This is a genomic window from Gordonia abscondita (assembly GCF_032711245.1).
Classification (GTDB): Bacteria; Actinomycetota; Actinomycetes; order Mycobacteriales; family Mycobacteriaceae; genus Gordonia.
On record NZ_CP128986.1, the window covers coordinates 3167246 to 3182175 of the forward strand.

The window sequence follows — 14930 nt, forward strand, 5'->3', positions numbered from 1 at the left end:
CGGTGGCAACCGATGGTGGCCCCGCCGGCATGCAGTACGCCGGGGACAGCGTCGACGACGCTGCCGCGGCAGGCAAGTTCCAAGTCAATCTCGCCAATTTCACCGGCCCGTTCGACCTGCTCCTCAACCTGATCAGTCAGCGGCGCATGGACGTCACCGAGGTCGCCCTGCATGTGGTGACCGACGACTTCATCGCGTACACGAAGAAACTGGGGTCCGAGGCGGACCTCGAACAGACAACCGAGTTTCTGGTGATTGCGGCGACTCTGCTCGACCTCAAGGCCGCCCGGCTGCTGCCCGCGGGCGAGGTGGAAGACCCGGAGGATCTCGCCCTCCTGGAGGCACGAGACCTGTTGTTCGCGCGTCTCCTGCAGTATCGCGCGTACAAGCAGGTCGCACTCCTGTTCGCCGAACTTGAATCCGCTGCGCTGCAACGCTATCCGCGAGCCGTTTCGTTGGAAGACCGATACGCCGACCTGCTCCCGGAAGTCCGGCTCGGGGTCGACGCGGCAGGTTTCGCGGAGATCGCCGCGGCCGCGATCGCGCCCAAACCAGTGCCGACCGTCGGCCTCGACCATTTGCACGGGTCGCCGGTGTCGGTCCCCGAACAGGCTCGACGACTGACCGAGCTATTGGTGGCCGCGGACGGGGAGATGGTGACGTTCTCGCAACTCGTCGCCGACTGCGACAACGGGCTCGAGGTGGTCGCACGATTCCTTGGACTGCTCGAACTGTATCGGGAGCGGGCCGTGGTCTTCGACCAGCCCGAAGCGCTCGGTGAGTTGAAAGTCGGTTGGACCGGTGATCGTGATACCGGCGACATCGAGATCGACACGACGGAGGATTACGGATGATTGAAGGGGACCACCGATGACCGACGAGCCGATCGGCGTAGACGGCGACGACGCCCCGGCGATCCTCGACGATGCGACGTTGCGCGCAGCATTGGAGGCCGTGCTGCTCGTCGTCGACACCCCGGTGACGGTCGACGAACTCGCGAGCGCCGTCGACGACGAGCCCGATCGGGTCGAAGCGATGATCACCTCGATGAGCGCCGAACTGGCAGCCGCGCGCAGCGGCATCGACTTGCGGTACGCAGGCGACGGCTGGCGTTTCTACACGCGGTCCGAATACGCGCCCTACGTGGAACGACTCCTCCTCGACGGCACGCGAAGCAAGCTCACGCGCGCAGCATTGGAGACGCTCGCCGTCGTCGCATACCGGCAGCCGGTGAGCCGAGCGCGAGTCAGTGCGATCCGCGGAGTCAACGTCGACGGCGTGGTGCGGACCCTCCTCGCACGCGGCCTGCTCACCGAGGTCGGGAACGACCCGCAGACAAACGGCACACTGTATGCGACGAGCGAACTGTTCCTGGAACGGCTCGGCCTCGCGTCGCTGTCGGAACTACCCGACATCGCACCGCTGCTACCGGACGTCGACGTCATCGACGAATTGGGAGACGAACTCCTCGACGATCCGCGATTCGCCAAACTGGGTGCTCAGGCGGCACAATCGACTGTTGATGCCTCCGCGGAGGCGCTCGCACAGGCCGACGGACTTAACTAGTCGTCGTTGCGATCAGAACGCGCACACAGCACAACACAACAGAGTTGAGGGTTCGAATATGGCATCCGCTAGCCGAGACGGCAGACCGGGACGAGACGACAGGGGACGCGACAGCAAGGGACGCGGTGATCGGGAGCGCGGGGGGCGCAAGCCCGCGGGCAAGAGTGGCTCGGGCAAAGCTGGCTCAGGTAGGCCGGCGAGCAAGGGCGGCGCGCCCAGGGGTAAGGCAGGCGCCGAACGCGGCGCGTCGGCCCCGGGGCAGGGCACCCGAAAGCCGCACCGCAAGGGTTCGCGTCCCAGCGTCGAGAAAGGCCAAGCCCGTCTCAATAATGCACGCCCGGCACGCCACCAGGTACCGGTCGTCGAAGGCGACGGCGCGACGTATGTGTCCGACGGGATGCGCCTGCAGAAGATTCTCGCCGCGGCCGGTGTCGCCTCGCGGCGTGGCGCGGAAGAGTTGATTGCCGCGGGACGTGTCGAAGTCGACGGTGAGATTGTCGTCGAGCAGGGTCTGCGCATCGACCCGAACTCCGCGATCATCAAGGTAGACGGCGCACGTGTCGTCATCGATGAGACCAAACAGTACCTCGCGTTGAACAAGCCGAAGGGCTGGCAGTCGACGATGAGTGACGACTACGGCCGCCCCTGCATCGGTGACCTCGTCGCCGAACGTGTCATGGCCGGTCAACGGTTGTTTCACGTCGGTCGGCTCGACGCCGACACCGAAGGTTTGATCCTCCTCACCAACGACGGTGAACTCGCCCACCGTCTGATGCACCCGTCGTTCGAGGTCCCCAAGACGTACCTCGCGACGTTGCGCGGCGAAGTGGGGCGCGGCCTCGGCCGTCGTCTACGCGACGGTGTGGAACTCGACGACGGTCCCGTCTCGGTCGACTCCTACGCTCAGTTGGAGCTGCACCAGGGCGAGTCGCTGGTGCGCCTCACCTTGCATGAGGGGCGCAAGCACGTCGTCCGCCGCATGATGGAGTCGGTTGGGCACCCGGTGATCCGATTGGTGCGCACTGACATCGGCGTCGTTCACCTCGGTACGCAACGTCCGGGTAGCCTGCGGGCGCTCGACAGCAAGGAGATCGGCGCGCTCTACAAGGCGGTGGGGATGTGAGCATCGATTCGCCTGCCACGGTCACGACGATGCCCGTCGTTGCTATCGACGGTCCGGCCGGGACCGGGAAGTCGAGCGTCGCGCGGCTCCTCGCCGCCCGGGTCGGCGCACGGTATCTCGACACCGGGGCGATGTACCGAGCGGCGACGCTCGCCGTCCTGCGCGCCGGAGCCGCTCCCGATTCTGACGATGTCGTTCCGATCGTCGCCGGGTCGGACATCCGGTTGTCGGCTGACTCGGACGGTGCGACCGTCGTCATGCTCGACGGCGACGACGTGTCGGCGGAGATCCGGACCGATGCGGTGACCGGTTCGGTGTCGGCTGTCTCGGCGAACGCCGAGGTGCGGGCACGGCTCGTCGACCTGCAGCGGAAGCACGCCGATCAGACGTTGCTCGTGGTCGAGGGCCGAGATATCGGGACCGTCGTCTTTCCGGCTGCGGCACTGAAGATCTATCTGACGGCGACACCGGAGGCACGTGCCGAACGTCGTCACCGGCAGAACATCGCGGCGGGCCGCGAGAGCATCCTCGACGAGGTCCTCGACAGCGTGAACCGCCGCGACCACCTGGATTCGACGCGGGAGGCGTCTCCGCTGCGACCGGCGGACGACGCCGTGCACGTCGACACCAGCGACATGACATTGGATCAAGTTCTCGACACGCTCACCGAGCTCGTCGAGACGCGGATCGGAGGACAGCGGTGACCGAAGAGTTCACAGACGGCGGGGGATTTGACGAGGGAGGATTCGACGCGGTCGACCTCTCCGTGAACGACGGGACCTGGAGCAGCGAGGAGGACTTCGACCTCGGTGAGTTCGTGGCCGACGAGGAGTTCGGCGAGGCGCCGGCGCTGCCGGTCGTCGCGGTCGTCGGACGGCCGAACGTCGGCAAGTCGACGCTGGTCAACCGGATTCTTGGCCGTCGTGAGGCGGTCGTCGAAGACATTCCGGGCGTGACTCGCGACCGGGTCTCCTACAAGGCCGAGTGGATCGGCCACCCGTTCATGGTGACCGATACGGGCGGATGGGAGCCGGACGCCAAGGGCATGGGCCGGTCGATCGCCGTGCAGGCCGAGCTAGCGATGCGGGCTGCGGACCTGATCGTCCTCGTGGTGGACGCGACGGTCGGTGCGACGTCGGCCGACGAAGCGGTATCCCGAATTCTGCGGCGTTCCAAGGTGCCGGTGCTGCTGGCCGCCAACAAGGTCGACAGCGAGCGCGCGGAGGCCGACGCGGCAGTCCTGTGGTCGTTGGGGCTGGGCGAGCCGTACACGATCTCGGCGGCTCACGGACGCGGCACCGCGGACCTCCTCGACTTGATTGTCGATAAGCTGCCGGAGAAGCCCCGTGAACGTTTCCTTCCGGGCGGCCCGCGCCGCGTCGCGCTGGTCGGGAAACCGAACGTCGGTAAAAGCTCGCTGCTGAACAAGTTGGCGGGCGAAGAGCGTTCGGTCGTCGATAACGTCGCGGGCACCACGGTGGACCCGGTGGACGAACTGATCGAGCTCGGCGGCAAGCCGTGGCAGTTCGTCGACACCGCCGGTCTGCGTCGCAAAGTGCGTACCGCGAGCGGACACGAGTACTACGCGTCGCTCCGCACCCGCGCGGCGCTCGATTCGGCGGAGGTCGCGCTGTTGCTGATCGATGCGAGCGAGCCGATCACCGAACAGGATCTGCGGGTGCTGTCGATGATCATCGAGTCGGGTCGTGCGCTCGTCGTCGTGTTCAACAAGTGGGATCTCGTCGACGAGGAACGCCGCGAACAGCTCGACAAGGAGATCGATCGTGAACTCGCGCGTGTCCCGTGGGCGCGCCGGGTGAACATCTCGGCGCAGACGGGACGCAGCGTCCAGAAGCTGGTGCCTGCGCTCGAAGGCGCACTTGAATCGTGGGATCGTCGTGTGTCGACCGGGCCGTTGAACTCGTGGCTCAAGGACATCATCGCTGCGACCCCGCCCCCGGTTCGTGGCGGGCGTCAGCCGCGCGTCAAGTTCGCCACGCAAGCGGGCACCCGTCCGCCGACGTTCGTGCTGTTCACGACCGGCTTCCTGGAGGCCGGTTACCGTCGATTCCTCGAGCGCAGGCTCCGCGAATCCTTCGGGTTCGACGGTTCGCCCGTCCGCGTCAACGTCCGTGTCCGGGACAAGCGGGAACTACGAAAGAAGTAGGACGTCCGTTTGGCAAAGTGAAGCCGAGACCCCCTGTGACCACCCGATTCGTCGTCTCAGACCATCGTCGGATAAGGTAAATCTCGCTTCGTCCAACGAGGCGAACGGGCTGTGGCGCAGCTTGGTAGCGCACTTCACTGGGGGTGAAGGGGTCGCAGGTTCAAATCCTGTCAGCCCGACCGTTCAAACACTGAGGGTCCGAGACTTAGTCTCGGACCCTCAGTCGTTCCTCGGTCCGCCACCCGCGCCCGACCGGTCAGTTCGTTGACCGTTCCGGCAGCACCCAGCCGGGTCGCGGGAAGTGGCACGTGTACCCGTTCGGGTAGTCGACGAGATAGTCCTGGTGCTCCGGCTCTGCCTCCCAGAACGATCCGGCCTCTTCGATCGTCGTTACAGCGGGACCCGGCCACAGACCGGAAGCGTCGACGTCGGCGATCGTCTCGCGGGCGATCTTCTCCTGCTCGGATGTGAGAGGGAAGATCGTCGACCGATAGCTGGTCCCGGTGTCGTTGCCTTGGCGGTCCACGGTGCTCGGGTCATGGATCTGAAAGAAGAACGCCAAGATGTCCCGGTACGACGTCTGCGCGGGGTCGAACACGATCTCTACAGCCTCGGCGTGGCCGGGATGGTTGCGATACGTCGCGAAATCATTGTCGCCGCCGGTGTATCCGACGCGGGTCGCGAGGACACCGGCTTCGCGACGGACAAGATCCTGGACGCCCCAGAAGCATCCTCCTGCGAGAACCGCGGTCTCGGTTCCTGGTTCGCGAGTGATCGTCCCGGTGTCGTTAATCCCATTGGTCATTGTCGCTCCTCCTGTCATATCGATGGTTGACGTCACAAGGTGCAACGCTCTCGGTACGAGATTTGGTCCCGGATCGGTGGGACGGACGGTCGGAATAGATCGTCGCTCGACGTCGTTGAACCGCCAATGAGCAATGCAGAGTTGAGCCCGACGAGCTGGGTACGTTCGCAGACCGAGACCATCTTGGAGACAGGCACCACCGAAGGACTGTTCGTCGAGGGCAGCCCCATCGTCCTGTTCACGACGACCGGCGCCAAATCGGGCAAGAAGCGATATGTGCCGCTGATGCGTGTCGAAGAGAACGGCAAGTACCTGATGGTCGCCTCGAAGGGTGGCGCACCCGAGCACCCGTCGTGGTACTACAACGTGAAGGCCAACCCGAAGGTGTCCGTCCAAGACGGCGAGCAGACGGTCGAACGCACCGCCCGCGAGATCGAGGGCGACGAGTTCGCACACTGGTGGGAGCTCGCCGTCGCGGCCTACCCGTCGTACGCCGAATACCAGAAGAACACGGACCGGCAGATCCCCGCGTTCGTCCTCGAATGAAAAACGGCTAGAACAGGCGCATCCCGACGTCGGCTGGCGGCTCCTCGAGGTCGAGGAGTATCCGTTTGCGTTCGAGCCCGCCACCGAAGCCCGTCAAAGTGCCGTCGGCGCCGACGACTCGATGGCAGGGCAGGACGACGGCGATCGGGTTGCGGCCAACCGACTGTCCGACCCGCTGTGCGAGCCCGCGGTCGCCGAGTCGGCCCGCGAGGTCGCCGTAAGTGATCGTGGTCCCGTACTCGATGTCGACGAGCGCAGTCCAGACAGCAGTATCGAACTCGTTGCCATCGGCCCGCAGCGGCAGATCGAACGTGGTACGGGCCCGGTCGAAATACTCGACCAGCTGTTCTGTCGCAGCCCGCAGGACCATGTCGTCATCGGACGCCTCGGGTCCGCGTGAAGACTCGGACAACGAATGGTCGGCGAAGACCACGCGAGTCAACGCGTCGCCGTCGGCGACCAGGAGCAGATCGTCGACCGGAGTCGGCAGCACAGTGTGACGGACCATCGGCAGCCATCCTGCCATCCAGACGTGCAGAAGACCGTCGAATATCGGTATAGCCGCGCTTTCACCTCCCCATGCACGCCGACTGAACTCTTGGTACGCGGGGCGACCGGGGGCGGTTTCCGCTGGATTCCCGAGTCGATGCGGTCCTCAGTGACTCGTGATCGCCGTGTCCACAGCACGCACCCGGAGGTCGGTCGCCGTGGCGAGTGCGGCGACCGCGCCGTCGATGAGCTGGAGGTCGTGCAGCACGAGTTGCCGCGGAGTGAGCCGACCGTGGTCGTCGAGGTCCGTCGCCACCCGTTCGAACAGCGATGCCGACCGCGTGTAGACACGCGTGGACCGATCAGAGAGAGAATCCGACAGTTCGGCGATCGAGTCGGTCAGCGCCGCGGTCGCGGCGTCGAGTCGAACCCCGGCCTCGCCGTCGATCCCGGTACACCACCGTGCGTCGGTGACGAGGTCGCGGGCGTACGAGTGCGCGGCGTTCGCGGCGAACCACCACTGCTGTTTGACGCCGCCGAACGTCCCCGGCACACGGAGCATCGCCCGGCTCGGCGACGTCGCTGACTCCAAAGCCTGAAATGCGACGTCGACGTCACGTGAGGCCGTCTCGAGGCGGTGCCCGGCGTCACCGTCGCGCACCGCGCGTACTGTCTCGGCGATCAACGCCGACAGTGCGGCGAGGAACTCGCCGGTCGCGACTCGCACCACTCGGCTGGTCCGCAACGGGAGCACGAAGATCACAGTGGCGACCGCTGCGGCCGCACCGATCACCGTCTCCAAGACTCGCATCTCCAACAGTTCAGCCGACAGTTCGGCGAGCTGTACGTAAAGCTGTGCGACGAGAATCGTGATCGACATCGCGAAGAACGCGTAGCTGATCCGCATCAGATAGATGCCGAAGAACAGCGATACCAGGATCACCGTGATCGACAACGGAACGTTCTGGCCGACGGCCTCGGCGACGAGTGCGCCGACGACGACACCGAGGACCGTGCCGATCACACGGAACGCGCCCTTGCGGACCTGCTCCGCAGCGTTGTTCGCTCCCATGAAAGTAACGAACGTCGCGAGCACCGCCCAATAGAACCGGTCCGCCGAAATGAGCACACCCGCGACCACGGAGATTGTCGCCGCGACCGTCATCTGGATGCCTGCACGCACGGACGGATCCAGCCGCGCGGCAACCGACGGCGCGGCCTTCTCGTTCGACGCGGTTGCGCTCACCGTCGAGGAACCGGGCAGCCAGCCCGACACGAGCGCCACCGATGCCGAGAACCTGTCCTGTTCGGGGACCGCGTGCGAGCGGACGCGTTTGATATATGACTCGAACCGTTGGCTGCTGATCGTTTTCACGACTCGTGCGTAGTCGATGACCGAGGTCGCGAAACGATACAAGACCACGAGCACGTCGTCGTCGATGACCGACCGGACCTGTTCGTCGCTCAGCGTTTGACGAAGAGCGCGTCCGAGCCGGTCGACCGCTTCCGGGTCGCGATGCCCGACGGCGACCATCGATTCGCGGACCAGGCGTGCGACGGAGTCGGGTGTGTCGGACACCGCGATCGACCGGGCGAAGCGGGCAGCATTCGCCAGCGCGAGTTCGGCGGCGAACACGTGCCGATGGATTTCGGCCGCCGTCGTCCCGACCGGGAGTCGAGGGCTCTCAGCGAGCTGCGCGTCGATCATCAACGCAGTCTCGTTCAACCGAATCAGCTTCTTGTGCTGGCGTTCCCGATACCGCAGCGAGTTGGGATGGTCGATCACGGCGACCGTCGCCGCGGCGACCCCGTCCGAGCGTCCAAGGAACGACGACCGGAGCCGTTTAACCGCCGACCACCGGCTCGGATAGAACAACACGAGTTGCGCGAGGATCGCGACCGCTCCGCCGATGGCGAGTTCGGCGCCGATCCATCCGACACCGCGGACATCGGTGAGGCGCCCGAGGAAGAAGCCGAGGAAGTTGCCCATGAACAGGCCTTGGCCGAGGACGAAGCCCCACGCGCCGAACCGTCGCAGGAAGCCTGCACCGCCGAGCGCTGCGATCATGAAGAGCAACGCGACCACACGGATGTCGGCGAGGGCGAGGCCCGCGACGACGCCGACGAACATGGCGCACGGCAGGAGGGCGAGTCCGAGGACGCCATCGCGGACGTTCGTGAACATCGGGCCCGCGAAGCTCGACACCATGACGACGACCGCGCCGACCATCATGCCCATCACTCCGGCGGCGCGGTTCTCCGCAACTACCGCCGCCGAATCGCCAGACACGATCAGCGGGTGAGCGAACTCAACGAACATCCATTCGATGCCGATGACCGCAGCAACCGAGACGACGGTCTGCACTGCCGTCCGCAATCGGGTGAGTCCCGGGTCGGACGCCACGAATCGGTTGAGCCATTCGTCCGCCGTCTGACGGGTGCGTCTCTCCGCAGTCGGGGGAGCAGAAACAGCGGGAGTGTGAGACATACAGTTCCAGGATACGGCGTTCGCCGCCCCGACTGTCTGTGACGACCTGTATCGACAATCGTGCGTGCTAGGGGCACGATGTCGGCATGACCTTTTCTGACGTGACAGCGTCCGCGGGCGCGTGGGTGCTCGAGAACGGGCACCGGACGCTGCTCGCAGTGACCGGCGGCCGTTTCCCGAAGAAGCTGCTCGGCATGGAGACCATCGAGCTGCACACGATCGGCCGCAAGTCCGGTCAACGTCGATCGTCGATGCTTACCGCACCGATCTTCGAAACCGATCGCATCGTCGTCATCGCATCCAAGGGCGGGCATTCCGAACACCCGGACTGGTACAAGAACCTCGTCGCGAACCCCGACGTCGAGGTCACATTCGGTGAGTCGACGACGCCGTGGACGGCGCGCACCGCGGCCGCGGACGAGAAGGCAGACCTGTGGCGGACCGCGGTGAAGATCAACCCCGGCTACGACGGCTACCGGCGCAAGACCGATCGGGACATACCTGTCGTAATCCTCACGCCGCGAACCTGATCAGGACGCTACTTCGCGCCGATCAGGACGCCGCTCTTGGCGACGTTCGGGTCGGTGCACGACGAGAGGTCGAAGCAGCACGGGCGGCGTTTGCCGTCGCGTAGTTTCGACACGCCGACGTCGACGCGGCGCGCTCGTGTTGCCGGGTTCTTCGTCGCCTGCACCCATCGGACCCACTCCCACCGGGCCATCGGTGTGATCTCGTTCCAGAGTCGCGCGGTGTCTGGGGCGTCGGCCAATGCGGATTGGAAATCGTCAGGGACGACAGGTTCTGGCCACCGGTCGGCTGGACTGATCGTCGTGGCGACGACGGTGCCCGCCGCACCGAGCGTGGAGGCGAGCGGCTCGTCAAGTCGTATCCAATGACCTCGGTTGCCGTCGGGTTCGACGACGGTGTCGTACTCGCGGCCGTCGACGCTGCCGGTGACTGCGACCTGGCCGCGCGAGGGCAACGCGGCGCTCGCCTCGGCGGGTAGGCGCACGATCGTCTGTTCGTTGACCTCTTCGATCGGCGCGTCGAAGGTGATCGGTGCGGGTGCTGGCATGGCGGCTCCTGTCGTTCCAGCGGGCGTCAACGTCGTGGGATTCAGGGTAATCGGCGCCGTCGCCGCCGGCTTCTTGATTCCTGATCGGTTCTAGAGTGGAGCCATGGCCAGCACAGACGACGTCGTCGAGCAGATCCTCACCACCTACGACACGATCACGGTAGTCGGAGCGAGCGCGAATCCGGGAAAGGCCGCCAACCAGGTTCCCGCCTACATGCAGGAGGCCGGTTGGCGGATCGTCCCGGTGAACCCGGGGGCCGACGAGATCGTCGGAGAGCGGGTGTACCGCACCCTCGCGGAGGTTCCGCAGCAGGTCGGGCTCGTCGACGTCTTCCGGCCGTCCGCCGACGCCGCCGAGATCGCTCGGCAAGCAGTCGCCGCGCACGCGACCGCGCTGTGGCTCCAGCTGGGGATCGTCAGCGACGAAGCCCGTGAGATCGCCGAGAACGCAGGGCTGCTGTATGTGGAGGATCGCTGCTTGATCATCGAGCAGCGTCGGACCGGAATCACCAAGTAGCGCCCGGCTTCGCTTGCCGGACAAGCGAAACCGGGCGTCCGCAGGGCTAGATGCGGGGGTGGTCAGACAGGTTGTTCTCTCGCGGGTTCCGGTGCATGCCCCACGTCGTGTGGCACGTGGTCGTCGACCATAGTGGCTTCGTCGAACGGATCGTCGCCGTCGAGGACACGTCGGGTCTTCGCGGTATCGATGGTCTTGGTCCAGGTGCCGATGATGAGGGTCGCGATCGCGTTGCCGGAGAAGTTGGTCAGTGCGCGGGCCTCGGACATGAAGCGGTCGATGCCGACGATCACACCGACACCGTCGAGCAAGTCTGGGCGATGGCTCTGGAGGCCGCCTGCCAGGGTTGCAAGCCCGGCACCGGTGACGCCGGCTGCGCCCTTGGACGCGACCATCATGAATAGCAGGAGCGAGAACTGCTCGCCGTAGTTCAGGGGTGCGCCCATCGCATCAGCGACGAACAACGATGCCATCGTCAGATAGATCGCGGTGCCGTCGAGGTTGAACGAGTACCCGGTCGGGACCACGATGCCGACGGTCGACTTCTCCACACCGGCGTGCTCCATTTTGGCGATCAGTCGCGGGAGCGCCGCCTCGCTCGACGACGTCGCGACGATCAGCAGATATTCGCGGGCCAGGTATCGCGCGAGTTTGAACACCGATAGTTGGGCGACTAAGCGCAGAAGCACACCGAGCACGACGAACACGAACAGGAAGCACGTCACGTAGAACCCGAGCATTAGCAGGCCAAGTTGTTTGACCGCCTCGAAGCCGGTGGATCCGACGACCGCAGCGATGGCGCCGAAAGCGCCAACCGGAGCGATCCATAGAATCATCACGAGCACCCGGAACACGAGCTTCTGGATAAGCCCGATACCGCGGAGGATCGGCTCTCCGGAGCTACCGATTGCCTGTAGTGCGAAACCGACGAGCAGTGCGATGAACAGTGTTTGCAGCACGCTTCCGGAGGTGAGCGCCGACAGCATCGAATCGGGGACGATGCCGCTGATGAAGTCCCACGTCCCGCCTCCTTCATGCGCTTGCTCGGCGTACTCGGCACCCGAGCCCGCCGTCACGTGCAGGCCGGTGCCGGGTTTGAGGATGTTACCGACGAGGATGCCTATACCTAACGCGAATGTCGACATCACGATGAAGTAGCCGAGCGCGAGGCCGCCGATCCGGCCGACGCTGGCCGCTTTGCGCACCGATCCGATGCCGAGCACGATAGTGCAGAAGATGACCGGTGAGATCATCATTTTGATGAGGTTCACGAAGATCTCGCCGAGCGGCTTCAGATCCTTGCCGAACTCCGGCCACACCATGCCGACCACGACGCCTGCGATCACCGCCACGACGACGGCGAGATAGAGGTAGTGGGTGCGGTCGCGTTTGGGCTTCGGTGCGGCCGACTGGGTGTCAGCCGATGGGGGCGGCGCCGACGGGGGCGCGGTATCCGGTGAGGTTGTCACAGCTGGTCTCCTTCGACTCTCATGCGGTGATAGGAGAATCATGGGGGACTATGTGACGAGGGGCACTCTTGTGTTCATTCTGTACACGGCTGGTCCCGAACGCAGTGAGGCAAAACGCCCGAACGCAGTGAGGTGAATCGATGGTCCATGCGATGCGGGATCGCTGGCGTCCCGCTGTGTCGACGCGCGTGTTCTTCACGCAGGTGGCGCTGCTCCTGGTCGTCGCAGTGGTCGGGTCCGTCGCCTTCGTGTGGGCCGAACGCGACCGGACTGACGATGATGCGCGTGAACGCACCACGGCGGTCGCCGTCGCGATCGCGACCGCACCGTCGACGGCGGAGGCGTTGAAGTCGCCGGACCCGACGGCGCTGCTTCAGCCAGAGACCGACGCCGTCGCCCACGCCACCGGAATGGACTTCATCGTCGTCATGGCGCCGGACCGCACGCGATACACGCATACGGACACCGCGCGGATCGGTGGACAGTTCACCGGAACCGTCGACCGCGCCCTGCGCGGTGAGACGTTCACGGAGGTGTATGCGGGGAGCCTCGGTCCGTCCATCCGTGCTGTGACACCGGTGTATGACGGGGACGGCATGCTCATCGGGCTCGTGTCGGCTGGGGTAACCAGGGCTCGGCTGGCCGATCAAGTGCGCCGAGTGATCCCGATCCTGGTGGCGGTGGTCCTCATCGGGCTCGTGGTGGCAGTCGGCGTCGCGCTGCTCCTCGAACGTCGGCTGCACAGGCAGACGTTGGGCCTCACCCCGGACGCGCTACGTGAACTATACGAACATCACGACGCGGTCCTGCACGCGCTCGCCGAGGGCATGATCGTGTTCGACGATGCCGCTCCAGACGGGCCCGCTGCTGTCGTCAACGATGAGGCGCGTCGCCTCCTGACCCTGCCGGACGGCCCGATCATGCGAGCAGATCTGCCCGCCTCGCTGCGCGGCGACGACGATCTGGTCGACGAGGTGCACATCAGCGGCGACCGGGTGCTGCTAGTCAATCGTCAGGCGGTGATCGGAGGCGTCCAGCGGATCGGCACCGTCCTGACTGTCCGTGACCGGACCGACCTGCAAGAGGTGCTCGGTGAACTCGACGCTGTTCGCTCGCTCGCCAACGCGTTGAGCGCACAAGCCCACGAACACGCGAACCGGATGCATTCGGTCGTCACGATGATCGAACTCGGCAGACGCGACGACGCTGTTGACTTTGCAACACAGCAGCTCACCTCGTCACAGGGGCTCGTTGACCAGTTGGCGTCGGCGGCCGACCCCGCGGTCACCGCGCTGGTCGTGGCGAAGGTCGCCGAAGCGGCGGCGGTCGGCGTCGAAGTCACTGTCGCTGACGGAGCCGATCTCGTCGGTGGGCCGCTCACCCCCGCAGAATCGTTGACGGCGGTCGGCAATCTCGTCGACAACGCCGTCGACGCTGCTGGTGTCGACGGATGGGTCGAAGTGGATGCGGGTGTCGTCGACGGGCGGTGGTCGCTACGCGTGCTCGACAGCGGCCCTGGCATGAGTGACGAGGAGTTCGAGCGTGCCCGCGAACGCGGCTACTCGACGAAGACCGGACTCGATCGGATTCACGGACGAGGACAGGGGTTGGCACTGCTCAGCCGTTTGGCGAAGCGGCGTGGCGGTACGCTGAACGTGCGCCGGGATCCATCGACTGTCGAACTGGTCCTGCCGCTCGACACAGGAGAGAGCTGATGGGAATCGGAGTCCTGATCGTCGAGGACGAGCCGACAATCGCGCAAGCGCATGCCGAGTACGTGCGACGGGTGGACGGATTCGATGTCGTGGCGACGGTCGGAACGGGTACTGCCGCGATCGATGCGGTTCAGCGTGCCGCGACCGGTCCAGCGCCGGTAGAGGTCCTCCTCGTTGACGTCGGCCTCCCTGACATGAGCGGACTCGACCTGGCTGCGGCGGTCGCCGAGATCACACCGCGTCCCGATGTGATCATGGTGACGTCGGCCCGGGACATCGATACGGTCCGGACGTCGGTCGCTCGGGGTGCGCTGCTGTACCTGATCAAGCCGTTCACATTCGCGGCGTTCGCCGCGAAACTTGCGCACTACCGGGAGTACCGTCGGATGCTCGGCGGCGCGGAGACCGGGCAGGCTCAGGTCGATGCGGCGCTCGCTGCCCTGCGTGAGCCGCCGGACCGACCCGGGACGCCCAAGGGGATAGCAGCCCCGACCCTTGAACTGATCACGTCGACGCTGCGGGAGTCGACGCAGCCGTTGAGCGCCAGCGAGATCGCGAGGCGTGCCGGCGTGTCCAGGGTGACCGCGTGGCGGTACTTGGAGCGGTTGGCCGAAGACCGGGTCTGCCAACTCGTACCCGAGTACGGCGGACGGGGTCGACCGGAGAACAAGTACCGCTGGTTGTGATCGGATGGCCCAGAAGTTCGCGACCGTCGGAGCAACGACGTGGCGCAGCCGAGTGCGAACATCGCGATCGCGATGACCACCACGTAGAGGAGGGCTCCGTTCGGCCCCAGTCGGGGGCGAACGCAAGTTCTTGGCCGGTGCCGAATTGGCCGTTCAGGAACGGCATGTAGCCCTGCAGCGTGTAGCCGTTCGGCACCGCCCAGCCGACCGTTGCCGACCTCAACAACATCGTCCGGTTCCTGGCCGCCACCCCCGCATCCGACGAAGCCAAGGCTGCCAACCTC

At 65.6% G+C, this 14930-nt stretch carries 15 protein-coding genes and 1 tRNA gene; 11 read left to right on the plus strand and 5 right to left on the minus strand.

Going from position 1 to position 14930, the window contains the following annotated elements; all coding sequences use genetic code 11:
• Positions 1-29 precede the first annotated feature (29 nt).
• The 6 genes from MP11Mi_RS14925 (at position 30) to MP11Mi_RS14950 (ending at position 5035) form a co-directional block, all read left to right on the plus strand.
• Positions 30-854: a segregation and condensation protein A gene (locus MP11Mi_RS14925; RefSeq protein WP_420042122.1), complete on the plus strand. Its 825-nt coding sequence runs from the start codon at positions 30-32 to the stop codon at positions 852-854.
• Between the two features lie 16 nt (positions 855-870).
• Positions 871-1566, plus strand: a complete 696-nt coding sequence (gene scpB, locus MP11Mi_RS14930; protein ID WP_420039669.1) for an SMC-Scp complex subunit ScpB — start codon at positions 871-873, stop codon at positions 1564-1566.
• Positions 1567-1624: 58 nt separating this feature from the next.
• Positions 1625-2689, plus strand: a complete 1065-nt coding sequence (locus tag MP11Mi_RS14935) for a pseudouridine synthase (protein WP_420039670.1) — start codon at positions 1625-1627, stop codon at positions 2687-2689.
• A 29-nt stretch (positions 2690-2718) separates the two neighbouring features.
• Positions 2719-3393, plus strand: coding sequence for a (d)CMP kinase (cmk, locus tag MP11Mi_RS14940; RefSeq protein WP_420042123.1), 675 nt, complete (start codon positions 2719-2721; stop codon positions 3391-3393).
• Positions 3394-3455: 62 nt separating this feature from the next.
• Complete coding sequence (der, locus tag MP11Mi_RS14945; protein ID WP_420042124.1) at positions 3456-4856, plus strand: ribosome biogenesis GTPase Der; 1401 nt, start codon at positions 3456-3458, stop codon at positions 4854-4856.
• A 105-nt stretch (positions 4857-4961) separates the two neighbouring features.
• Positions 4962-5035, plus strand: a tRNA-Pro gene (locus MP11Mi_RS14950).
• 77 nt (positions 5036-5112) lie between these two features.
• Here MP11Mi_RS14950 and msrA read toward each other — a convergent pair.
• Positions 5113-5661, minus strand: a complete 549-nt coding sequence (gene msrA, locus MP11Mi_RS14955) for a peptide-methionine (S)-S-oxide reductase MsrA (protein ID WP_420039671.1) — start codon at positions 5659-5661, stop codon at positions 5113-5115.
• 126 nt (positions 5662-5787) lie between these two features.
• Between msrA and MP11Mi_RS14960 the strand changes: the two genes are divergently transcribed.
• Positions 5788-6207 (plus strand): nitroreductase family deazaflavin-dependent oxidoreductase, encoded by a 420-nt coding sequence (locus MP11Mi_RS14960; RefSeq protein WP_420039672.1) that lies wholly within the window; start codon positions 5788-5790, stop codon positions 6205-6207.
• Between the two features lie 7 nt (positions 6208-6214).
• Here MP11Mi_RS14960 and MP11Mi_RS14965 read toward each other — a convergent pair whose 3' ends face one another.
• Both MP11Mi_RS14965 and MP11Mi_RS14970 read right to left on the minus strand, forming a co-directional pair.
• Positions 6215-6715, minus strand: coding sequence for a methylated-DNA--[protein]-cysteine S-methyltransferase (locus MP11Mi_RS14965; protein WP_420039673.1), 501 nt, complete (start codon positions 6713-6715; stop codon positions 6215-6217).
• A 147-nt stretch (positions 6716-6862) separates the two neighbouring features.
• Positions 6863-9184 carry an FUSC family protein gene (locus MP11Mi_RS14970; RefSeq protein ID WP_420039674.1) on the minus strand — a complete coding sequence of 774 codons (2322 nt, stop codon included), beginning with the start codon at positions 9182-9184 and terminating at the stop codon, positions 6863-6865.
• 86 nt (positions 9185-9270) lie between these two features.
• Here MP11Mi_RS14970 and MP11Mi_RS14975 point away from each other — a divergent pair, with 86 nt between their 5' ends.
• On the plus strand, positions 9271-9714 hold the full coding sequence (locus MP11Mi_RS14975) for a nitroreductase/quinone reductase family protein (protein WP_420039675.1): 444 nt from the start codon (positions 9271-9273) through the stop codon (positions 9712-9714).
• Positions 9715-9722: 8 nt separating this feature from the next.
• Here MP11Mi_RS14975 and MP11Mi_RS14980 read toward each other — a convergent pair whose 3' ends face one another.
• Positions 9723-10259 (minus strand): YdeI/OmpD-associated family protein, encoded by a 537-nt coding sequence (locus MP11Mi_RS14980; RefSeq protein WP_420039676.1) that lies wholly within the window; start codon positions 10257-10259, stop codon positions 9723-9725.
• Positions 10260-10362: 103 nt separating this feature from the next.
• Between MP11Mi_RS14980 and MP11Mi_RS14985 the strand changes: the two genes are divergently transcribed.
• Positions 10363-10776 carry a CoA-binding protein gene (locus MP11Mi_RS14985; protein ID WP_420039677.1) on the plus strand — a complete coding sequence of 138 codons (414 nt, stop codon included), beginning with the start codon at positions 10363-10365 and terminating at the stop codon, positions 10774-10776.
• 62 nt (positions 10777-10838) lie between these two features.
• Here MP11Mi_RS14985 and MP11Mi_RS14990 read toward each other — a convergent pair whose 3' ends face one another.
• On the minus strand, positions 10839-12245 hold the full coding sequence (locus MP11Mi_RS14990; protein WP_420039678.1) for a cation:dicarboxylate symporter family transporter: 1407 nt from the start codon (positions 12243-12245) through the stop codon (positions 10839-10841).
• 140 nt (positions 12246-12385) lie between these two features.
• Between MP11Mi_RS14990 and MP11Mi_RS14995 the strand changes: the two genes are divergently transcribed.
• Together MP11Mi_RS14995 and MP11Mi_RS15000 are read left to right on the plus strand one after the other, a co-directional pair.
• Positions 12386-13960 carry an ATP-binding protein gene (locus MP11Mi_RS14995; protein ID WP_420039679.1) on the plus strand — a complete coding sequence of 525 codons (1575 nt, stop codon included), beginning with the start codon at positions 12386-12388 and terminating at the stop codon, positions 13958-13960.
• Positions 13960-14646, plus strand: a complete 687-nt coding sequence (locus MP11Mi_RS15000) for a response regulator (protein WP_420039680.1) — start codon at positions 13960-13962, stop codon at positions 14644-14646. Before MP11Mi_RS14995 ends, MP11Mi_RS15000 begins: the two co-directional genes overlap by 1 nt.
• The last annotated feature ends 284 nt before the right edge of the window (positions 14647-14930 follow it).